The 22,653-nt window shown below is 54.8% G+C and carries 18 protein-coding genes and 1 pseudogene; 5 read left to right on the top strand and 14 right to left on the bottom strand.

Translation table 11 applies throughout. The annotated features are described in order from the left end of the window. Positions 1-147 (top strand): transposase (locus ACWISF_RS00440; RefSeq protein ID WP_448379628.1); only part of this gene is annotated, 147 nt, incomplete at its 5' end. 153 nt (positions 148-300) lie between these two features. On the opposite strand, the gene csaB is transcribed toward ACWISF_RS00440, so the two are convergent. Together csaB and ftsH2 are read right to left on the bottom strand one after the other, a co-directional pair. Then, complete coding sequence (csaB, locus tag ACWISF_RS00435; protein WP_448379625.1) at positions 301-1,341, bottom strand: polysaccharide pyruvyl transferase CsaB; 1,041 nt, start codon at positions 1,339-1,341, stop codon at positions 301-303. Between the two features lie 44 nt (positions 1,342-1,385). Beyond that, a complete protein-coding gene (gene ftsH2 / locus ACWISF_RS00430; protein ID WP_448379624.1) occupies positions 1,386-3,263 on the bottom strand; it encodes an ATP-dependent zinc metalloprotease FtsH2 in 1,878 nt (625 codons plus the stop codon). A 156-nt stretch (positions 3,264-3,419) separates the two neighbouring features. Here ftsH2 and ACWISF_RS00425 point away from each other — a divergent pair, with 156 nt between their 5' ends. After that, positions 3,420-4,337, top strand: a complete 918-nt coding sequence (locus ACWISF_RS00425) for a DnaJ C-terminal domain-containing protein (protein WP_448379623.1) — start codon at positions 3,420-3,422, stop codon at positions 4,335-4,337. Here the strand turns inward: ACWISF_RS00425 and ACWISF_RS00420 are convergent. Continuing rightward, entirely contained in the window at positions 4,334-5,536 is a 1,203-nt protein-coding gene (locus ACWISF_RS00420; protein ID WP_448379627.1) for a metallophosphoesterase family protein, read from the bottom strand. The two genes, ACWISF_RS00425 and ACWISF_RS00420, sit on opposite strands and share 4 nt — an antisense overlap. 137 nt (positions 5,537-5,673) lie before the next feature. On the opposite strand from ACWISF_RS00420, the gene ACWISF_RS00415 reads away from it, so the two are divergent. The 3 genes from ACWISF_RS00415 (at position 5,674) to mfd (ending at position 9,789) form a co-directional block, all read left to right on the top strand. Continuing rightward, positions 5,674-5,928 (top strand): hypothetical protein, encoded by a 255-nt coding sequence (locus ACWISF_RS00415; RefSeq protein ID WP_448379622.1) that lies wholly within the window; start codon positions 5,674-5,676, stop codon positions 5,926-5,928. A gap of 25 nt (positions 5,929-5,953) precedes the next feature. After that, the gene (locus tag ACWISF_RS00410; RefSeq protein WP_448379621.1) at positions 5,954-6,250 is read left to right on the top strand and encodes a hypothetical protein; all 297 of its coding nucleotides are present in this window, start codon (positions 5,954-5,956) and stop codon (positions 6,248-6,250) included. A gap of 146 nt (positions 6,251-6,396) precedes the next feature. Then, positions 6,397-9,789, top strand: a complete 3,393-nt coding sequence (gene mfd, locus ACWISF_RS00405) for a transcription-repair coupling factor (RefSeq protein WP_448379626.1) — start codon at positions 6,397-6,399, stop codon at positions 9,787-9,789. Positions 9,790-10,205: 416 nt separating this feature from the next. On the opposite strand, the gene ACWISF_RS00400 is transcribed toward mfd, so the two are convergent. The 11 genes and pseudogenes from ACWISF_RS00400 to ACWISF_RS00350 form a co-directional block, all read right to left on the bottom strand. Further along, entirely contained in the window at positions 10,206-11,168 is a 963-nt protein-coding gene (locus tag ACWISF_RS00400) for a class I SAM-dependent methyltransferase (protein ID WP_448379620.1), read from the bottom strand. After that, positions 11,165-11,746, bottom strand: a complete 582-nt coding sequence (gmk, locus tag ACWISF_RS00395) for a guanylate kinase (RefSeq protein ID WP_448379619.1) — start codon at positions 11,744-11,746, stop codon at positions 11,165-11,167. The genes ACWISF_RS00400 and gmk overlap by 4 nt, the downstream gene beginning before the upstream one ends. 9 nt (positions 11,747-11,755) lie before the next feature. Continuing rightward, on the bottom strand, positions 11,756-12,241 hold the full coding sequence (gene pgsA, locus ACWISF_RS00390) for a CDP-diacylglycerol--glycerol-3-phosphate 3-phosphatidyltransferase (protein WP_448379618.1): 486 nt from the start codon (positions 12,239-12,241) through the stop codon (positions 11,756-11,758). Further along, positions 12,238-12,630, bottom strand: a complete 393-nt coding sequence (locus ACWISF_RS00385; protein ID WP_448379617.1) for an SRPBCC family protein — start codon at positions 12,628-12,630, stop codon at positions 12,238-12,240. Before ACWISF_RS00385 ends, pgsA begins: the two co-directional genes overlap by 4 nt. A 76-nt stretch (positions 12,631-12,706) precedes the next feature. Next, on the bottom strand, positions 12,707-12,892 hold the full coding sequence (locus tag ACWISF_RS00380; protein ID WP_448379616.1) for a hypothetical protein: 186 nt from the start codon (positions 12,890-12,892) through the stop codon (positions 12,707-12,709). Between the two features lie 521 nt (positions 12,893-13,413). After that, the gene (locus ACWISF_RS00375) at positions 13,414-15,183 is read right to left on the bottom strand and encodes a S8 family serine peptidase (protein ID WP_448379615.1); all 1,770 of its coding nucleotides are present in this window, start codon (positions 15,181-15,183) and stop codon (positions 13,414-13,416) included. A gap of 911 nt (positions 15,184-16,094) precedes the next feature. Continuing rightward, the gene (locus ACWISF_RS00370; RefSeq protein WP_448379614.1) at positions 16,095-17,708 is read right to left on the bottom strand and encodes a tetratricopeptide repeat-containing S1 family peptidase; all 1,614 of its coding nucleotides are present in this window, start codon (positions 17,706-17,708) and stop codon (positions 16,095-16,097) included. Positions 17,709-17,724: 16 nt separating this feature from the next. Beyond that, positions 17,725-19,362: an ABC1 kinase family protein gene (locus ACWISF_RS00365; RefSeq protein WP_448379613.1), complete on the bottom strand. Its 1,638-nt coding sequence runs from the start codon at positions 19,360-19,362 to the stop codon at positions 17,725-17,727. A gap of 80 nt (positions 19,363-19,442) precedes the next feature. Then, positions 19,443-21,179: a sodium:solute symporter family protein gene (locus ACWISF_RS00360; RefSeq protein WP_448379612.1), complete on the bottom strand. Its 1,737-nt coding sequence runs from the start codon at positions 21,177-21,179 to the stop codon at positions 19,443-19,445. Between the two features lie 372 nt (positions 21,180-21,551). Next, positions 21,552-21,875, bottom strand: a complete 324-nt coding sequence (locus ACWISF_RS00355; RefSeq protein WP_448379611.1) for a 2Fe-2S iron-sulfur cluster-binding protein — start codon at positions 21,873-21,875, stop codon at positions 21,552-21,554. A 49-nt stretch (positions 21,876-21,924) separates the two neighbouring features. Next, a pseudogene (locus ACWISF_RS00350) lies at positions 21,925-22,569 on the bottom strand (RNA-guided endonuclease InsQ/TnpB family protein); the annotation flags it as partial. Positions 22,570-22,653: the final 84 nt, after the last annotated feature.

The following is a 22,653-nucleotide window of genomic DNA, read 5'->3' as shown; positions in this document are numbered from 1 at the left end:
GCAGGGCATATTGTGTTATTTTTGCCAACTTATTCCCCAGACCTCAATGATATTGAGCATGACTTTAGCGCATTAAAAAGATTGTGGATGTATGCTCCTCCTGGCACCACCATTGATGAAATCATTCGTAATTATTGCACAAGTTAGTGTCGCATTCTAAACCGAAATGACTATACAACAATTTTTATTTACAACAAAAAGTTTCCTCATGAAGCATGTTGCCGGACGCGAATTGATGAACTTTTGTTGGAGAGTTCCACACCCGATAACTGGCAACGCGAGGGTGGATATAGGCATCCCTCATGCCCCCCAGAGTTGATAGAGCAATTCGCGGTGCAACCCTGCCCGATCCACCCAGGATTGCACCTGTTCTGGCGACAATCCCTCCCCGTTGGCGTAGAAGTCAAGCCATTGGCGGCTCAACACCTGGGCAGGTGGGGGTGCCTGCGCCAAATCCAGACCCGGCATCCCCAGTTCCTGCTGGAGCTGGCGCACCTTGGGATCATAACTCAAACTGAAACAGCGACACCCCGCCGCTGCGCCCATCACCAAGCCGTGATAACGCATGGTCACCACCAATTCCACCCCCCGCAACACGCCCTTCAACTGGGCAGGGTGTTCCGGTTGCAGGATGCTGGTGCGTTCCCCCAACGCCTGGCGTAATTGAGCGGCCAAAGCCAGGTCCGTCGCCGGTTGAAAGGGCAACAGCACCACCCAGACCCCCGTCGCTTGCTGAAACTGGTGCAGGGCTTGGGTAATGGTGTCCAACCAAACCGGCGTAAGCCAAGGATGGGGGCGCATAATCACGGCAATACGGGGCGCAGGCAGGTCACCAATCGGCAGATAGGGCTGCTCCGGCAACGCCCACACCGGGTCCGGAGCCAACAACACCGACCGCCCCCAACGCTGCAATTGCTCTGCCGCCGGCGCATCCCGCACGCTCACCTGGGTACAGCGGCGAAACACATACCCCGCCAACTGCCGCACCCACCGGCGCCGCAACGGCCCCACCCCCTGCGCCCAAGCCACCGTTTGCCGTCCTAACCCCTGCGCCAGGAGCATCAGCCCCAGGTAGTACAAGGGACTGGCCCAACTCGTGCTGTCTTGGATCAAACTGCCCCCGCCCCAGAGGAACCCCTGACTGCGCCGCAATTCTCGCCAGATGTCCCCCCATCGCCAGCGGTCACAGGCGCGTACCCCATACAACCTTTGGGTCACCGCCGGTTGCGCCGACAAAACCACCGGTTCGACCCCCGGCGGCAACATCTGCAACAGGGTCACCAGTAGCGCTTCGTCCCCCCCGTTCCCATAGCCGTAGTAACCGCTGATGAGTACGCGCATGCAGAACCATTATCGGCAAGGGAGGCCACACCCAGCCTTGGCCTTCAGACCGGCGCAGGGAGTTGGGGCAAAGGCGTATATTCCGCGACGATTTGCCGAAACTCATCCCCGTCAATCGTTTCTTTCTCAATCAGCAAATCCACCAGCCGGTCAATCACCACCCGTTGCTCCTGGATAATCCGGCAGGCGTGCTGGTAACACTGGCTGACAATCTCCCGCACTTGGGCATCCACCAGTGCTGCCACCGCGTTGGAATAGTCTGAGCGCGCCACCAAATCCCGCCCCAAAAACACTTCCCCGATTTGTCCATCCAGGGACAACAAGCCAAAATCGGACATCCCAAACCGGGTCACCATCTGCCGCGCCAAGGCCGCCACCTGTTGCAGGTCATTCCCGGCGCCCGTGGTCACCTCCGATTCCCCAAACACCACCGCTTCTGCCGCCCGTCCCCCCAGGGTGCCCGTAATCCGCGCCAACAATTGCGCCCGCGACAACAGCATCGCATCTTCCCCCGGCATAAACCAGGTCAACCCCCGCGCCTGCCCCCTGGGGATCAGGGTGACCTTTTGCACCGGGTCGTGGTGGGGGAGCAACGTCCCCACAATCGCATGACCCACTTCGTGATAGGCAATCAGCCGCTTGCTCTTGCTATCTACCAAGGGCGTCCCCTCCATCCCCGCCACCACCCGGTCAATCGCCGCATCAATCTCGCTAAGACCAATGGCTTCCTTGCGCCGCCGGGCGGTGAGAATCGCCGCCTCGTTGAGCAAATTTGCCAAATCCGCCCCCGAAAACCCCGGCGTGCGTCGGGCAATCATCTCCAGAGAAACACTCCCGTCTAGCTTTTTGTTGCGGGCATGCACCTGCAAAATCGCCAACCGCCCGTTGATGTCGGGAATATCCACCGTCACCTGCCGGTCAAACCGCCCCGGACGCAACAGCGCCGCATCCAGGACATCCGGGCGGTTGGTGGCCGCAATCACGATCACCCCCGTATTCCCCTCAAACCCATCCATTTCCGTCAACAGTTGGTTGAGGGTCTGCTCCCGTTCATCGTTGCCGCCGCCGATGCCCGCCCCCCGCTGGCGACCCACCGCATCAATTTCGTCAATAAACACAATGCACGGGGCATTCTCCTTAGCTTTTTTGAACAAATCCCGCACCCGCGAGGCCCCTACGCCCACAAACATCTCCACAAACTCGGAACCGGAAATGCTAAAAAACGGCACCCCCGCCTCGCCGGCAATCGCTTTTGCCAGCAGGGTTTTCCCCGTCCCCGGCGGCCCCACCAGCAACACCCCGCGGGGAATTTTTGCGCCCACCGCCGTAAACCGCTCCGGCTGTTTCAAAAACGTCACCACTTCCTGCAATTCCTCCTTGGCCTCATCCACCCCGGCCACATCGGCAAACTTGACCCCGGTTTTGGCCTCCATCTGAAAACGGGCACGGGAACGGCCAAAATTTATCGCCTGCCCCGGCCCCCCCGGAATATTCCCGGAACGGCGAAACAGAAAAATCAACCCCCCAATCAGCACCAAAGGAAACACCACATTCCCCAACAGCCCCCACAGCGCCGCATTATTGCGACTACTGTGAATGTCAAAATCCACGTGCGCCGCCCGCAACCGACTGATCAACTCCGGCCCTGCCGTCGGCAAATCCACCCGAATCCGCTGGAAGCGATCGCTCAACTCCGGGTCGGTGATCTCCACAATCGCCGTGCGCCCCCCGTCATACAGGTCCAGCCGTTGCACCTGCCCGCTGTCTAGGTACTCCAAAAACCGCCCGTAGGTCATCCGCGCTGTGGCCACATTCAGACCGTTTTCGCGCCATACCGGCCCCATCATGCCCTGCCAAAAGAAAAACCCGATAATCGCCACCGGTAATAACCACAGCAGCACCACTCGCCAAGATAACTTCATCACACAACTCCTGCCTAGGGCGTAGAGAACCTTAAAAAAGTGTTTATTATTCTTAATACTAACCCAAGGATGGGCGGCTGGGGAGGGGGAGTGCTAACTTAGGATCAGGGCAGTTATGGCTTAAATCGTGGTGTAGAAATTCTTAACCTAGGGGTTATGACGAGTACCAACTACAAAGACTACTATGCCGTGTTGGGGGTGAGTCGGGATGTCAGCCCAGAGGAACTCAAGCGGGTGTATCGGCGCTTAGCCCGGCAGTACCACCCGGATGTGAATCCTGGGAATCCTGCCGCCGAGGCCCGGTTCAAGGAAATCAACGAAGCCTACGAGGTGCTTTCCGACCCGGAGAAACGGCGCAAATACGACCAATATGGCCGTTATTGGCAACAGGTGGGAGAACGTTCCCCCGGTGGCGAATCACCGATTGATTTTGACTTCGACTTTGGCCGTTACAGCAGTTTTGAGGAATTTATTAATGAATTGCTGGGGCGCATGGGCGGTGGCCCTTCCCCAGGGTGGGCGGGTCGTTACGCGACCAACATTCCCCGGGAAGTCCCTGTTACCCTCACCTGGGCCGAGGCCTTTCGGGGCACGCAAAAACGGGTACAAATCGGCAGCGAATCCTTTGAGGTGCGCATTCCGGCGGGGGTACGTCCAGGTACGAAAATCCGGGTGCGGGGACAAGGCCCCTTTCAACCCTATACCGGTCAGCGGGAAGATTTGATCCTGATTGCCGAACTGCCACCCCATCGCTTTTTCCAGTTTGACGGCGCCAATTTAACTGCCGAAGTGCCCATTACTCCCGATGAGGCTGTGCTGGGCGCGCAGATCGAAGTCCCCACCCCGGATGGCCCTGTTACCGTCACCGTCCCGGCGGGGATACGTTCGGGGCAAGTATTGCGTCTGCGGGGGAAAGGTTGGCCGCAAGCGACGGGGGGACGCGGCGACCTACTGCTTAAGATTCAAATTGTCCCTCCCAAGGACCTCAGCGCCAGCGAGCGGGAACTCTACACCAAACTCGCCAACCTCCGCACCTTCAACCCCCGCACCCATCTCAAGGGCATCACCCTTTAGGCTGTACACAAGGCCGCGCCAATCTGTTGCTCACACAGTTGCTGTTCACTGGCGGTCAGTTGCTGTACATCCCGGCGCAACACCATCCCATTGTGGCCGGCGATGAAGCGGGGCAGCAGCGTCTGGTCAATCACCTGCATCGTCTGCATGTCGTAGGTGGTGTAGGTGGTCAATTCCGGGCTATTGAAACGAATATCCAAAATGGTCAGGGTTTTCCAAGGCGGCGTATTCCCTGCCAGCAAAGGCCGGGGGCCTGCCCCCAAAATCCCCATGTGCAACAGTTGCAATTTTCCCTTGTGCGCCGGGTAATAGGCGTGGTGATGGCCGCTGATGTAGGTATGCACCCGATATTTCTCCAGCATCAGACGCAATTTGTCCGCATTTTCCATCACTTCACCAGGGTCATTGCGGCCAATGGCCACCGCATACAACGGCAGATGTCCCAGCAAAATCCGCATCTTTGCCTGCTGCGCCCGCGGACTGGCCAATGCCTTTTCCACCCAGGCCAATTTCTCCGGGGGAATATGCGAGGAAGAACCATCCCACACCAAAAAGAAAATCCCCTTAAATTCAAAGGTGAAATAAAACGGAAATTCAAATTTATCTACAAATTTCAGCCCTGGGTCATGGCGCGGGTCACGCCAGTATTCCGCCGCCACATCCCGCTCTTTTTGGAATAGATATTTCTTCGTCACACTCAGAGCGCTTGAGGCGTCATGGTTGCCAAGGGTAAACCCATAAGGCATTTTGGCGCGGCGCAGGGGAGCCGCCACCGTTTTATCAAAAGCTGCCCACATCGCCCGCATTTGCGCCTCGGTCAGCGCCGGATATTGCCCGGCCACCATGTCCCCGCTACAGACCACCATATCCGGTTGCCAAAAGGGCATCAATTTAATCGCTTTCGTCACCTCCGGCGCATAGGTGGTGGCCCCATAGACATCGTTCAAATCGCTAATCACCATCAATCGCACATCCCCGCGGGGCGGATTCACGATATGGCCCACCTGCGCCAGCAACTCCTTCGTTTCCGGGGGCAATTCGGGGGGACGGGTTACTGCTGTTGTAGGGCGAGGGTTCTGGTCCGGGGACAGAATGGGGGATTGAAACACAGCGGCATAGAGCCAGTGGGCGCCCAAAGCCAACATAATCCCCACCCCGATGCCCAAAACCAGTTGCACACAAAAACGAGAAAACCGCATTTTGGGAAACACACATCGGTCGTTACGAATATAGCATCACACAATCACCTAACACAATTGGGGGATTGACATTCATTCCACGCCTGTTACCCATACAACCGATAAAATTAAAATATTAACCTCACAAGGAACCCATAATGGCAGTCAATCGCTGGACGGATGAAATGCTGGATCGCTTGGCCGATGCAGTCAGTGAATTGCGGACATCCTTAGAAGCTTTGGTGCAAGCATTCATTCAAGAACATGAAGAAAACCGACAATACCGACGACAAATGGAAGAATGGAAGCGAGAGAATGATTTGCGCTTTAACATTCTCCTAGAAGAGATACGGGCGACGAATCAGCGTGTTCAACGGCTGGAAGATGCTCAAAATGGTTCTGCCCCTGAGTAGTCATGTCACAACAAAGGAGTAGGTGATGGCAGTCAATCGTTGGACGGATGAAATGCTGGATCGCTTGGCCGATGCAGTCAGTGAATTGCGGGTATCGGTGAGTGAGTTACAGGCATCGGTAGCCGGGCTGGTGCAAGCATTCATTCAAGAACATGAGGAGAACCGACAACACCGTCAGGAAGTTCGGGAATGGCAACGACAAATGGCGGAATGGAAGCGAGAAAACGACCTAAGATTCAACATTCTCCTGGAAGAGATACGGGCGACGAATCAGCGTGTTCAACGGCTGGAAGATGCTCAAAATGGTTCTGCCCCTGAGTAGTCATGTCACAACAAAGGAGTAGGTGATGGCAGTCAATCGTTGAATTTGAGGGAGTACGTTGGCATCCCTGAAAGGTGAGGAAGGCGTGTGAGTATTTACCCTAGAATGTAAACGCTTGCGCATATCAACCTCGCGCCTCGGCCATGATGACCTGTGCTTCCCTTTGCCACTATCTTGCGCAATTGCCCTTGGTGCAAGCGTGGGCGCAGAGCATTGACCTCGACCGCCCCCTGACCCTGACAGGTTTGCCCCGATTTGGCAAAGTTCTGCTCGTCAGTACCCTGGCGCAACTGCGCGGCCAACCCCTACTGGTCATCACCGCCAATTTAGAAGAAGCAGCGCAATGGACGGCCCTGGCCGAACACATGGGCTGGTCGCAGGTGCACTGTTATCCCACCGCCGAGACCTCCCCCTACGAACCCTTTGACCCGGAACCGGAAACCCTCTGGGCGCAATGGCAAGTCCTCAACGACCTGCAAAGCCCGACCCCGCCCCCTGTTATTGTGACCACCGACCGGGCATTGCAACCTCATTTGCCCCCACCAGCGGCCTTTGCCGCCCTGTGCCTGACGATTAACGCCAACCAGACCAACGCAACACCAACCCTGGCGACCCTGGCGCACCAATTGGCGACTTTAGGTTACGAACGGGTCGAACAGGTCAACGCCGAAGGCCAATTCAGCGTGCGGGGGGACATTCTGGACGTTTACCCCGTAACCCAGGAATTGCCCGTGCGGTTGGAGTGGTTTGGCGACAGCCTCGAATCGCTGCGGGAATTTGACCCCCTCACCCAACGCCCCCTGGAACCCCTTGCCCAGGTACGGCTGACGCCGGTGGATTACCGGGCCTTGGTGTTGCCGCACTGCCCCGATTTGGCGCCGCACCTGACCGGTTACCGGCGCTTTTTGGGCCGAGCGTTTCCGACAGCGGCCTCGCTTTTGGCCTATCTGCCCCGCCATACCCTGTGCGTCCTAGACGAACCGCAGCAATGCCAACTGCATCACCAACGCTGGTGGGAACACGCTCAGGAACAGTGGGAACGGGAAGGACAACCGGCAGCCCCGCTGCACCTTCCCTGGGATGACCTCCAACGCCAACTGCAAGCCTACCCCCAAATCCACTGTTGGGAATGGCAAAGCAGCAATGGGATCACCATCAACGCCCGACCCCTGCCGCGCAGTCCCCACCAATTTGCCCCCTTGGCCGCCCTGATCCGCCAGCAGCGCAGCCAGTGCCGCATCTGGATTCTTTCGGCGCAACCCTCCCGCTGTGTGGCCGTACTCCAAGAACACGACTGTCCTGCCCAGTACATTCCCAACCCCCAAGACTGGCCGACGATCCAACGCCTGGGGCAAGACCACACCCCCATTGCCCTCAAATACACCGGTCTGGGGGAACTATCGGGACTGTGGCTCCCCGCTTTGGGATTGCTGGTGCTGACTGACCGGGAACTCTTTGGGCAACACGCCCTGGGTACACCCACCCCCACCCGTCGCCGCCGCGCCGCCTCTTCCCTCCAGATTGACCCCAACCGCCTGCAACCGGGGGATTACGTCATCCATCGGCATCATGGTTGCGGTCAGTTTTTGCGCCTGGAGAAACTGGTCATTGACGGCCAAATCCGGGAATATCTTGTTTTACAATATGCAGATGGTTTACTGCGAGTGGCAGTGGACCAGCTCGGCGTCCTGTCCCGCTATCGGGGGGGTGGTACAGAAAAACCCGAATTGCACCGTTTGGCAAATAAAACCTGGGAAAAAACCCGCGAAAAAGTCCGCAAAAGTCTGAAAAAATTGGCGGTTAATCTACTGGAACTGTATGCCAAACGAGCAGAACAAACCCGGCCTCCCTATCCCCCCGATACGCCCTGGCAACAGGAATTAGAGGATTCTTTTCCCTATCCTTTGACCCCGGATCAAGCCAAAGCCATTCAAGCGGTCAAAGCGGATTTAGAATCCCCGCGACCGATGGACCGGCTCATCTGCGGCGATGTTGGTTTTGGCAAAACGGAAGTGGCGATTCGGGCCATTTTCAAAGTAATCATGGCGGGCAAACAGGTTGCTTTTCTTGCCCCCACCACCATCTTGGCGCAACAACATTACCACACCCTCAAAGAGCGCTTTGCCCCCTATCCCATCGAGATCGCCCTGCTCAATCGGTTTCGCAGTCCCCAAGAGCGACAAGAGATTTTTGCCAAGCTCAAAACGGGGGAATTAGACTGTGTGGTTGGCACGCACCAACTGTTAAATAACTCGGTGAAATTTCGGGATTTGGGATTATTGGTGGTGGATGAGGAACAGCGCTTTGGTGTGAATCACAAAGAGAAAATCAAAGCCCTCAAGCACTCGGTAGATGTGTTAACCCTAACTGCAACACCGATTCCCCGCACCCTATCAATGGCCCTATCGGGATTGCGGGAAATGAGTTTGATTAACACGCCCCCCCCATCCCGCCGCCCGATTAAGACCTATTTAATTCCCTACCAGCCGGAGACGATTCGCGCAGCCATTGCCCAGGAGTTAGACCGGGGCGGACAAGTCTTTTACGTCTTACCTAAAATTGCCGGAATCGAAGCCACAGTGGCGCAAATCCAACAGATGATCCCCAGCGCCAAAATCATGATCGCTCATGGGCAACTAGCACCAGAGGAATTGGAAGTGGCGATGCTGGCATTTAGTCATGGGGAAGCTGATATTTTGGTATGCACCACCATCATAGAATCCGGTTTAGATATTCCCCGCGTGAATACGATTATTGTGGAAGATGCCCATCGGTTTGGCCTGGCGCAACTATACCAACTGCGAGGGCGTGTCGGGCGGGCAGGCGTGCAGGCGTATGCCTGGTTGACCTACCCAAGCGAAGAATTGCTGACCGATGAAGCCAAAGCCCGGCTGCGGGCCATTCAGGAATTTACCCAGCTCGGTTCTGGCTATCAATTGGCGCTGCGGGATTTAGACATTCGGGGGGCAGGGGACATTTTGGGAGCCGAACAGTCGGGACATGTGGCGGCTGTGGGGTTTGACCTGTATTTAGAGATGCTCCAAGAGGCCATCCAAGAGGTGCGCGGGCAAGAAATTCCCACGGTCGATGACACCCAAATTGACCTGAATTTGACGGCATTTATCCCCGCCAATTACATGCCCAATTTGGAACAAAAATTAGCAGCCTATCGCACCCTTGCCACTGCGGAAAACGCGCAAGCCATTGACCAGATTGAACAGCAATGGACGCAATTGTATGGACCATTGCCACCCCCTGTAACGCAACTTATTTTGGTCATGCGCGTGAAACTTTTAGCCAAACATCTGGGCATTAGCCGCATTCGCGCCGACCAACCCCATGTAATTCTGGAGACCCGCATGGCGGAACCGGCCTGGCAACAGTTGCTCCAGGGCTTGCCCCCCAAACTGCATTCCCGCTTTGTCTATACACCAGGCAAAATTACCGTCCGGGGTCTTGGGACGCTCGCACCCACCCAGCAGTTAGCACAATTGCATGACTGGTTTAGTGCTATGTACCAACACCGGCAGGCAAAATAAGACCTGTAGGTGCAGGTGCGGCCATATCTCCCGGCAGGAACGAGCGGGCTGTAACTGCAACCAAGGCCAACCCAAAGGCCAAGACCAACACCAGCGGCATGACAAACCGGTTAAACCACTGCATGGGCAAATGTCTCCATAAGGAAGTAAACTACCTCTGACTAAAGTCTAAGGCTTAGGGGCTCCGTCCCGCTGATGCGAACAGTAGCCCTGCCGTTGTTTTCGCAACCCCAAGCGACGGTTACCCGTGCCTTGTTAGCTCATTGAGAATAGGAGGTAACGTTGGTTACCCAAGGATAAACGATAGTCTATTGATGGGTATTTAACCAGGGCAAGTTCATCCAATGTGCCATAAGTTAGCCATAAGTTAATTGACCACAATTTATAGAGGGTTTCTTTGGAAGTCAACAAAAGAGTTATCGCTTCCGCAACACAACCAGCATCGTATGCCCGCGTATATAGTTTCTCAAGCCTGCGTTGAGAATGAGACGGTAGATTTGGGGTATGTTGCGATACAGAGGTTTGACCAATTTGTACAGAATTTTGTGTCCCAGGGAGCGGTGTGGGTCGGGTAAACGCCATAACCGCTCCATCTGCACCTGCACATACCAGTCCACATGATAGGGCGCAAGGGGTTCATAAAAAATCCGCTCCAGTTGCAAGGGGAAATAATGTTCTAGTGCCGCAAAGGTACGGGCACACCAGCGGGTCAGGTGGTGGGGCGGCATATCGAGTAAATCATATTCCAAATGACGGGTAAAACTCTCGCGATTGGGGACTGCGAAAATTAGTTGCCCGTTGGGAACAAGACAGGCCAAACAGTTGTGGATAAATTGCTTGGGAGCAGCAAGATGTTCAAGGACTTGGAAACTACAGATGTGGGTGAATTCTTGGGGGTGTTGTTGCGCCCAAGTGGCTAACGACTCCGCATAGACCGGTAAGTTATGTGTTTGGGCAGTATCAACTGCTGATTGATTTAGTTCCAAACCCACGACCTTAACCCCTAAACGCTGGAGCTTCTGCACAAAATAACCCCGCCCACACCCGACTTCTAAGATGTTGAGGGAACCTGGGTTTTGGGTCGTCTTAGATTGGAGAAGGCGAAGGGCTTGGTCGTACTCCCATTTGTCGGCCATGTAGTAAAATTCATGCTTTTGCAACTGCCGGTAGAGGTGTTCAGAACCCGCTACGTCCAAAGGGTAGAAAAACTGTAAGCCCGTATCTAGACATTCGTACAGTTCAACAATGGCATGACCCTGCAATTCCACCGCAATATCTACACCCAAATGGTTCTGCCAGCGTTTGCCTAATTCCGTACTGGAATACCGGCGTAGGCAGCGCACATGGGATGAACCAGAAATCGGTGAGCGCACAGTCATGACATACCCTGGGTGCCCAAACCCAGATGATTTTCTAATTCGAGAACCGCTTGTTCCAGGTTATCATTGACCACCTGCACGTCAAATTCCGCGGCGGCTTGTAGCTCATCTTTGGCTCTGGCCAGGCGTTTTTGCATGGCGGCTTCGGAATCCTGTCCCCGCTGGCGCAGGCGTTGTTCTAGGGTTTCCCAATTCGGCGGGCAGATAAAGACCAGTTTGGCCTGGGGGAAGTTTTGCCGGATTTGCCGGGCGCCCACCACTTCAATTTCCAAAATCACCCACTTGCCGTTGGCTAGAGCCGCCTCCACCGGCTGCCGGGGCGTGCCGTAGTAATTCCCGGCATATTCGGCCCATTCCAGCAATTCACCGTTGGCTACGGCGGCTTGAAATTCCTCCCGGCTGACAAAAATGTAGGACTGGCCGCAGATTTCTCCCGGTCGCGGGGCACGGGTGGTCAGGGAAACCGAAACCTGGAGGGTCGGATGCCGTTCACACAACCGCTGGATCAGGGTGCCTTTGCCCACCCCGCTTGGCCCGGTCAGGACAATCAACCGCCCTTGCTGGTTGGGGTTACGCATGGGGAGACCTCACGGCGGCTGGGAGCGCAGATACACCAGCCCCGACCACCAACTGACCGCCACGGCTGCGGCCAAACCCCATTGTGTGACCCACCCCGGCCATAGGATCAAACTCGCCACAGCGCCCACTTGCGTTATGGTTTTGACTTTACCCCAAAGATTGGCCCCCGTCACCTGGGGCAACTGCGCCCGCCAAGCCGTAATCCCCAACTCCCGCACCAACAGGAGAAACACCAGCCACGCGGGCACCTCCCCCAACTCGACCAAGGCCAACAGGGGCGCGAAAATTAACAGCTTATCCACCAACGGGTCCAGCCACTTGCCCATATCGCTCACCTGGTGAAACCGGCGGGCCACATAGCCATCCAACCCATCCGTTGCCGCCCCCAGCAAAAAGCATCCCACCGCCCACCCCCGCTCCTGCCATGCCAGCGCCACAAAAATCGCCGGAATCACGGCCAAACGGCTCAAAGTCAACCAAGACGCCCAGGTCATGGGGAAGGAGAGGAACTACGACGGATATACTCTCGCAACTGCCACAACTGCCACGTTTGCCCGACACCCAAAGGCAACAGGGAAACCGCCTCCAACTGCACCTGCACCCAGCCCTCGCCCCAGTACCAGGTTTGCAAACCGTCCACACTGCGGCTGAATTGCCACTGCAGGTAATCCGGGCGCAAATCCCGCACCTGCGCCAGAATGGGCACCACGCCCCACCACAACTCCACCGTTTGGCCAGCAGCCAGAGGGCGATCAACCTCCGGCGGCCAACCCGGAAACCACCATTGCCGTAATGCGGCCGGTTCCACCAGTGCCTGCCGAATTTGCTGCCTTGTGGCTGGGAGTTCCACCCGGAGCGCACTGTGCTGGAAATGCCCAAGCATACTGGCCGGGAAATCCTACTCCCTCATGGTACTGCATGGACAAGGGGTTACAGTTTACAGTTGCCCAAATCTAACGCTAAAACGTGGCCTGTTCCGTGTTGCGCAGTTCTACGGAAGTAATTTGTTGCGGTTGCACCTGCACGGTGGCAAAGGTGCCATCCCCCCCAAACTCATTCAAATATAAATCCTCCCCATCTTCAATTAAGAGCGTGTACTCCCCAACCGGCAATCCCACTTGAAAGCGTCCATCCTTGTCACTCATCACCCAACCGAGGCGATTAGGAAGTTGGGCTGCCTCTGCCAGGGGCAAGCGTGGCGAGATGGGTGCAGGCGCGAATTCTTGCGGCCAATTCTTCATAGGGGAGGGTCTCACTTTTCCAGCAAAAATCCAAATCCTAGTCGTAATGGGAGTGATTTCTGAGTTAGTGGTGACCGGTTCATCTTCCGGGAGAATCCGGGGCATGAAGTTACCACGCCAAGCGAGAACGACACCCACAATTCCCTGGGGTTGGGCAGTATAGCGTTGTTTGCCAACAAAGGGGGTAGGCGGGGGTAAGGTGGCAGGTTCCATAGAGGCTGTTGGGGGGGATGGGTATAACGGTGGTTCTGCGAATGAAATTGACCCATGAGGGAGGGTGGAGACAAACATAAACCCACTGAGGGTCAGTCCACAGGCTCCGATTTGCAGGAGAGTCATCCAATTCACCATAGTACGGGAGAGGCGATAGTCCAAAAATAAAAACTACGGGGTGAGGTGCTCCCACCCCGCAGAGGCTAAGGAGATTAGGCTAGTCGTGTTGCCGAACCCACAATGATGTCCCGCACTTGCGCAGGGGTCAGGTTAGGATTGGCACTCAGCATCAGCGCCACCACACCGGCCACGTGAGGCGTCGCCATAGATGTGCCATTGTAACTAATGTATCTGTTGTTCGGCACCGTACTGACAATGCCCACCCCTGGCGCCACCACATGATACAGCGCGCTGTCCGTGCCGGCCCGGTTGGACAACCCAGCAATGTTTCGGTTCATGTCCACAGCACCCACGGATAAACCAAACTCAGTGGCAAAGAAAGCCGGATAGTCCGGTTGAGGATCACCGTCATTGCCCGCCGCCATCACCACGACCGCACCACGGCTGGTAGCGTATTGGATTGCCGAATAAATCTCTGGCGAAGGGAGGTTGGAACCTAAACTGAGGTTGATGACATGAGCACCATTGTTAGCCGCGTAGCGAATCCCATTAGCCACAGCGCGGCTACTCCCACTGCCATTATCACCCAGCACTTGGACCGGCATAATCCGAGCATTGTACGCCACTCCAGTGACCCCAAAGCCATTATTTTCAGCGGCAATCGTCCCGGCGACATGGGTGCCATGCCCATTTCTGTCTAAGGGGTCGTTGTCGTTGTTGATAAAATCCCAACCGTGGACATCATCCACATAGCCGTTGCCATCGTCGTCTATGCCATTCCCGGCAATTTCCCCAGGATTACGCCAAATGTTGTCATTCAAGTCGGGATGGTGGTAATCTACGCCCGTATCCACCACAGCCACAACAATCCCATTGCCTGTGTAGCCCCGCGCCCAGACTTCTGGCGCATTTACCAGGTCATTGCCCCAGTTATTGCCCCCCAAATTAGGCACATCTGGGAAGGGTGAGGTTTGTCCGATGGCTCTGGCCACCGCCGCCGCCGCATTGACCAGACCATAGCCATAGGTGGCGTTAAACCCAGTGGTGGAAGGGGGTGGAATCAGCTCAGTAGCCGCAACCGTTAGCTGGTAATGGGTGTTGGTACTGCCGTAGGGATAGACTCTGATGAAATAGGTGCCTGCACTCAACGGACTGGTGATGTGTTCATCTTGCGTGCCCCAATTCCGAGAACTTTGGAGCACCACACCCGTACTGCTGAGCAATTCCAGGTCCGCGTCCGCACTCAAACCTGTAAGCGAGAGAGTAATGGTACTGGTGGTCGGCAACGTGAACCGGTAGTAGTCGTTGGTATCCGTACTGCCCACCCAATCGGTAAAGGTGGTGGGGATAGCACCCAGCGTAATATTCCGGGCTGTATTGAGGGTATTCCCAGCTAAATCGGGGTTCGTTGCCGTAGCGGTGAGGTTGTAAAAGGTGGAACCACTGTATTGGTTCACCAGGAGGAAGTAGGTACCTGCCCCCAAAGACTGGGAAATACTTTCAGGAATGGTTCCCCAGTTCCACGAACCTTGAATGACATTCCCTTGGTCGTCGAACAGCCAGAGGTCCGCATCTGCCGTCAACCCATTGAGGGTGAAATGAACCATACTGGGCTGGTTGAGGCTAAAACGATAGAAATCCAAGGTATCCGTACTGCCCACCCAATCCGTAAAGGTCGTGGGAGTGACCCCTAGAGTGATAGGCCGTGCGGTCGCAAAGGTATTCCCAGCCCAATCGCTGACAAATGCTCCAGAAATAGGCGGTTCGTCCCACCAAGGAATTTCTTGATTTTGATGCCCCACTTCATCCCCAGCGGTATCCGCACCGACTAAACAATTTGACCAGGCGAACGTCTCCTCCATCCAAGCTCCCGTCGACCCAAACATACCGTCATCTGTCCCATGAGTTAGGGGCGCATTAGAGAGATAAATTGTTTGGGTGGTCTCACTACAGGCACCAAAAGCCTCTAAAACTTGAAGCTTGGGAAAGACCGAAAAATCACGAGCTTCCCATTGGTAACGAATCGCCTGGACCTCGGCAGTATTAGCAGGTTCTCCAAGAACTCGCGCCAAGCAATCATCACTACTAGCGATAGCCTGCAAGCGGACTTGCACAGGACTCAGTAAATCCGGATGCGTCATTCCAGGAGCGGCATTGAAGCTATAGACGGTATTGCTATGCAGCTCCAAGGGTAAGACTGTGTGTTCGGAGGTGGGCAACATAACCGATTAACTCCTTTTCGGACGGTGTTGTTGGAGAGACAAAGCACTCCTAAATCTCCTAATTTCAATCTAGAGCCAGCTTGTTAGGGGGGTGGTGATTTGCGTCAGCCTGAACCAGTGATGAGGATCACCAAAATAGGGTTTAGATTATCGTCAGATATTCTGAATAACAATGATGTGGCGTATTTTTTTGAAGAGAGTAACTGTAAATGTCACCTAGACCCTGTTCGCACAGCTAAACCCATCAGACTAGGAAACACCCTACAACTTGTCTGTTTAGCCAGTAACCCACCGTACTATGCCTGTTGAGTACAGAGCACCTGCCAGTGTTGTAGCACCGATTAAACTGTGTTTTTGGCCCTTGTATCTCTGGCGATAACCATAAACTTTTTCCCCTCGTAAACCCGATGCAACTATCCCCTCCATACCCCCACATCCCCTACTGGAATAATCATCCCTCTGTTCTAAACATTACTTTTGCACAACTTTACTTTTAACTTTTTCATTGATGCCTAAAATCTCAACTTGTTTTTGTTCCAAAATGACGCAAATTACCGGCAGAATTGTCGGTAGGTGTTCCGGGCTTCAACACTGCCTAAATTGGCCGCAGTTTGTAAATCTTTGCAACCTCCTATACCATCACCCAAACCTATCCTGGCTATCCCGCGCACAAAATAGTTATCTGAATTAGTTGGATTAATTTGCATAGCTCGGTTGGCATCTTCCAATGCCCCACGAAAATCTTGAGCAAAGACTCTGGCAGTACCGCGAGCGGTATAGGCAATGGCATTATTCGCATCCAACGCAACCGCTTGGTTTGCATCAACCATCGCACCAGAAAAATCCTGTAATGCCACTTTAGCCAGGGCACGGATGGCATAACTACTGGCCTCTTTGGGATTGAGGTTAATGGCTCGGTTGACATCCTCTAAGGCACCTTGGGGATTTTGCAGATACACCTTGGCTGTGGCGCGCATCAACCAGCCATCTGCTAAATTCGGGTTCAATTCTACCGCCTGATTGGCATCGGCTAAAGCACCGACATAATCATTCATTTGACTCTTGACAAACCCCCGCAAAATGTAGGCTTTATCATAACGAGGGCGCAGGCGAATGGCCTGATCCGCATCGCTCATTGCCCCAGGGAAATCCCGCAGCAGAGTTTTCAAAAAGGCACGATTGCCGTAAATATCCGCATTTTGGGGGTCAAGCCGCAGCGCTTGATTATAATCGGCCATCGCCCCTTGGTAATCTCTTTGCTTCAGGGCTTTCAAAATCCCCCGGCTCATGTACGCCCAGGCCGAATTGGGGTCGAGTTGAATCAATTGATTGAGGGCATTTAACGCCCCCTGAATATCCCCCGCTTCGGACTTCCGTTCCGCCAGAATATACAATTCCTGGGCTGTGGTAGCAGTGGTATTAATTTTAATCGGTTGCCGATTCACCCAAGCGATATACGTGCGAATTGGCACTGCCAAATTAAACCCCGATTTCAGGGCAATCATTCCCTGTTGCGTGGACTGATAACTGCCTTCTGCACGCCCATGTATTCCTACCAACTCTGCCCGCTCATTTAATACCGGCCCCCCACTCATTCCTGGCAATGTATTGTTGGTGTAGGTCAGAGAATAACCGTCCTGCAAAATATTTTCAGAAGTTGCCGTCACATCGCCGCTTGTAAATTGCAAGACCGGTTTGGTAATGGCTGCTCCCGGCAAAGGAAAACCCGCCACATACACACTCATCCCCCGTTTCACAGCCAAATCATTCCCCAATTTGGCCTGCGGATAATGCACCGAACTGCGAAATTCCACCACTGCTAAATCCACCTGCGGTAATTTTTGTATCCGCCGGGAATCGATGGGATAAACCTTGCCATCGTGGGTCGTAATATCTGCTTCTTCACCAGGTTGAATACTCTCAATCACATGTTTGGCTGTTAAAACCTGATAGACATCCCCATTCTTAGCAACAATTGTGCCAGAACCATGCCCTGCCGGAGTTTGGATCAAAACCGTAATTTTTTCCGCAACCGCAGCGATCTGACTTTTACTCAAGGTCGCCTGCGCCATCACCGGCATCCTCTCCCCCACGGGAAACGCAGGCAAGATTCCCCCACCGCTTAATCCCAACAACAACCCTCCCACCACGGTCGCACGCCGCATGGTGTCAGTTACTCCCTTACCTGTGATGCCAAGCCAATTCTAGCAAAGCCCGCGGGCGAATTTGGCCGCGCACCAACTGCCATAACCGCCCCACTTCTGCCAAATGTAAACGGTCATCTTCGGTTAAGGCAAGAATTAATTGCTGGCGCAAAAATTCGCCTTCTTGAGAAAATAAATAGCTCAACGCCGACCCTAAAACCGGTTGTAAATCCATCCCTTCTGCGCCTTCGGCAGCGGCCAGCAAACTCTCTAGGCGTTGCCACTGGAAGCGATTGTCTTTGAATAAAACTTCGAGTAACCGGCGGCGAAATTCCGGCGTTTCTCCCGTCAACAAACGTTGCGCCACGTAGGGATAGGCCGCATCCACAATTCTAAAATTGGGGTCCAAACTCATAGCAATCCCTTCCTGGGTGATCAACGAACGAATAATTAACGCGAAATGGGCCGGAACCCGAAAGGGATAGCGATACATCAAATCGGAAAATTGATCGGTGGCATTCTTGAAACGAAAATCCCTTAGCTGGGTGCCCACCGCCTTCTGCCAGAGCGATTCCAGCGCCGGGACAATGGGTTTAATGTCTGTCCCTGGGGGCAAAAAACCCAAACGCACAAAATCCTGCGCCAATTCCCAATAATCTTTATTCACCAAATGTACTAGGGCATCTGCCAATTGCTCTTTGGCCGCTTGCGTGAGCTGATCCATCATGCCAAAATCAATGTAGGCCAGCCGCCCATCAGGCGTTAGGAATAAATTGCCGGGGTGAGGGTCCGCATGGAAAAAACCAAATTCCAAAAGTTGTTTTAAGCCCGCCCGCACACCAATCTGCACAAACTGGTGCATGGGAATCCCGGCTTTTTGCACCACACTGGCGTCGGTCAATTTGTAGCCGTGAATCCACTCTAACGTTAACACCCGATGACTGGTCCATCCCCAATAGATTTTAGGCACTTTCACAGTGGGGTCATTGCGAAAATTGTCGGCAAATTTCTCCGCATTGCATGCCTCATTCAGATAATCAATTTCCTCAAACAGTTTTTCCCCAAATTCATCCACAATTAGGCTCAAATCGTCCTGCATATGAATGGGCAACCAGGGTTGGATGACATGGGCCAACCACCGCAGAATGTACAAATCCAGGGTCAAAATGGGAATTAAACCCGGACGCTGCACCTTGACCGCCACCTCTTGGCCGCTGGGCAAACGCCCCCGATAAACCTGCCCCAAACTGGCCGCCGCCACAGGTTCAGGGGACAATTCGCGATACAGTTCGGTCACCGGTCGCCCCAGTTCCCGCTCGATCAGGGCAAAGGCCAGTTCGTTGGGGAAGGGGGGGAGTTGGTCCTGCAACAGGGTCAATTCTTCCAAATAGTCCCGCCGTACCAAATCGGGACGCGTGGACAACGCCTGCCCTACCTTGATAAACGTCGGCCCTAACTGGGTCATCAACCGCCGCAGTTGCGCCGCTCGCTGGGGCCGCCGACGTTCTTCCTGACCGGTGAGGTGGTCCCACGCCAACGCCGCCAGAAAGCTGAGCATCGCCACCCCCACCTGGAGCAGCCGCCCCACCACCCGGCCCGGTCGCCAGCGGTAATAAGCCGCAATCGCCGCCGGGTCATACCGCCGCATCTGCTCCAACCGCCCCGCTTTTGCCATGTGTTTTTTCCCCCAATCCTTGAATAAGTTAATAAAAATTTATGTTGATCCCCAACAAAATTTTATCGTTTCTTTACCATTTATTCTCCAGAGGCTTGTGGTTTGGCCCGCCGCTGCAATTGCTGGAGCCATCTGCCTGCTCCTACAGCGACCAGCCAGCAGACCCAGCCAACTGCCGGTTGCCACAGGAGAAACCCCCCCACCCCCAGCATGGCGCCAAACAGGACCCCGATCCCTGCCAAGGTGCGTTGCAGTTCCCAGCCCAGGTCCTGGAGGGGGGGCAAGCCAGTAGCTTGTTGTTGTCGCCGCCAGCCCGGCCCTCCTGGACGAATCCGCCGGTAAAATTCGTTCAAGGTGGTTTCGCTCTCAGGGGGGGTGCAGTACATGGCCGTCAGCCAGGCCAGGGTCGTCATCCCAGTTGTGAGAATTAATCGCCAGCCAAAATCCGGGATTTGGATCACGGGCACTACCGTCGTTCCCAGACCGATGAGAAAGCCAGCCACCATGGCCGTCCATTCGGCCACCGCATTGATCCGCCACCAAAACCAGCGCAGGATCAGCACCGGCCCCGGCCCCGTCCCGATGGCAATCACCAGACGGAACACGGTGGTGACATCCTGGGCATAAAAGGCCGCCACCGCCCCCAACGCCGTGACCACCACCGAGGCCACCCGCCCGGCTGCCACCAACTCCGCCTGCCCGGCCTGGGGACGCCAAAACCGCTGGTACAAGTCGCGGGTTAGGTAGGAAGCCCCCCAGTTGATGAGGGTGGACATGGTGCTCATAAACGCCGCCAGCAACGAGGCCACCACCACCCCCAACAGCACCGGTGGCAAAAAATCCCGCATCAGCCGGGGATACCCTAACTCCGGGTCCGGCAAATCCGGGTACAGGACCTGGGCCACCAACGCCACCACCACCCAGGGCCAAGTCCGCACCACGTAATTCAACAGGTTGAACCACCAGGCCGCCCGTTCCGCCTCCTGCTCATCCTGCGCCGCCGCCAACCGCTGGATAAATTCCCCGCCCCCATCACTGCGCCGAAACGCCCACCACTGCACAAATATATAGGCAAACCACGTACTCGCCGAGAGGCCCGCTTGGTCTCCCCACGGCCACAACTGCAACATTCCCGTCCCTTGGAAATGCGCCACCACCGCCCCCATCCCCCCCACCTGCTGGAGCGCCACCACCGCCACGACCCCCGCCCCCACCAGTGCCAGGACAAACTGCACCAAATCGGTCACCACCACCCCCCATAGACCCGCCACGCCAGCGTAAATCAGCACCAACACGCTCACCCCAACCACACGCCACAGCTTGCCCTGACCGCCTGGGTCCAACCCCAAACTCCCCCACACATCCAGGGCATCCATCACTTTCACCATCGCCAACATTGCATAACCCATGCCAATACAATTTATTGGCACGGCAAATAAAAACGCCTTCGTTGCCCGTAAAAAGGCTGCGGGTTTACCGCCATAGCGCAATTCGGTCAACTCCGCATCCGTGATAATTTCCGCACGTCGCCACAACCGGGCAAAAAGATACATCATCACCACATGAGTCAAGCCAAAACACCACCATTCCCAGTTGCCTGCCACCCCCCGTTTTGCCACCAAGCCACACACATACAAGGGCGTATCTATCGAAAATGTCGTCGCCGCCATACTCGTCCCTGCCAACCACCAGGGCAACGAACGTCCAGACACAAAAAAATCCACCAAACTGCGGGCACCTTGGCGGGATAAATACAACCCCAAAAACAAGCTCAAGCCTAAATAAATCCCCACCACCACCCAATCGACAATGCCCATCGTGGCTCCAAAAACGGCTTAGGAATCCCTTGATTGCACCGGCTAGGGAAACGGTACGTCCCCAAAGCCAAAACCATCAGATAAATGTATTAAACCACAGGCATAACCCCAAAATTCCTACAGAAATTCAGATTGCCTTAAACAGGATACACCTGCAAGTCACATCGTTCCGGCTTTGGTTTGCACAACTTGACCCTGCTGCACCCTTAGAATTCTGTCGCAATCGTAAGCCCTAAAGTTCAGGCCAATTCCATGGTTACCTTCACCCTACATTCTATTGGAAAGGAGTAGGACCCTTCGCAATCCTCATTTCTGAGCTTGAGCGGTGAAGATACACCAGCCGCTGGCAACGCGCTTTCTGCTTTGGCAGATTTACTTTTGAAATTGCCCAAATTGCAATTCGTAGACCGTATCTTCCTGTTCTGTTTCTAACGTAATGGCCGAGCGGGGATAGGCCACGCACAACAGGGCAAACCCCTGGGCCATCAAGGCCGGACTCAATCCCATGGCCTCCGGTTGCGCGACCGTGCCGCTGTGCAAACGGGCTGCACAGGTCGTACAAATACCCGCTTGGCAGGAGGAGGGCAACTCTAGTCCTGCTGCCGCCGCACTGGCTAAGATGGTTTGGTCGGCGGGTGCGTCAATGGTGAACACCTGCCCCTGGTGGTGAATCTGCACGGGAAAGGTCTCGGTCATAGGCGGTAGATCGGGCCACTCCAAACCGTATTGTACCGCTCCGAAAGACTTACACAACGCCGAGCGAAAGTTGGATTTCGCTCGACTTGTTGCTTCCTTCCTGATTCAACGATTCATACCTAGTCGGCGAACCGACCCCGGCAGAGGAATCTCCACAGGCGTCACTTCCCCTGGAGCTCAGGGTAGTTTGATACCACTTCACCAAGTTGAGGGAGGCATTGAAGTCCCTGTCTATCTCGCCAAAACCACATTTTTGGCAGCGAAACACTCTCTGGTTCAGTGGCATATTTTGTTGATGACCACACCGAGAACGGCTGGAAGGATAAAACCTATCCACCACCACCAACTGACAGCTATAGAGCTTGGCTTTGTCCTCTAGCTGTCGCTTAAACTCAAAGAAACCACAGTCAGCGATACTCCCCGCTAACTTGTGGTTCTTGAGCATACCTGATACATTTAGGTCTTCAATTACTACCACCCGGTGTTTTCGGGTTAAGTAAGTAGTAATCTTGTGCAGATTGTCCTTCCTGATGTCTGCAATTCTTTTGTGAACTTTTGCTACCCGCTTGACCGCTTTCTTCCGGTTCTGAGAGCCTTTTTTCTTCCGGCTTAATTGCCTCTGCAACCGCTTTAAGCGTTTCTTGGCTTTTCGGTAAGGCTTAGGGTTAGCAAAAACCTTCCCGTTAGAACAAGTGGCAAGGTTGTTATAGCTAGGTAGGTTAAGGTTGTCGCTTTAAGATTCATGGCTACGCCATTGTGGGGTTACGCCCAGCGGCCT

The sequence above is a fragment of the Gloeomargarita sp. genome (assembly GCF_053491055.1).
The sequence above is the reverse complement of the archived record's forward strand: the minus strand, read 5'-3'. Positions and strand labels throughout refer to the sequence as shown.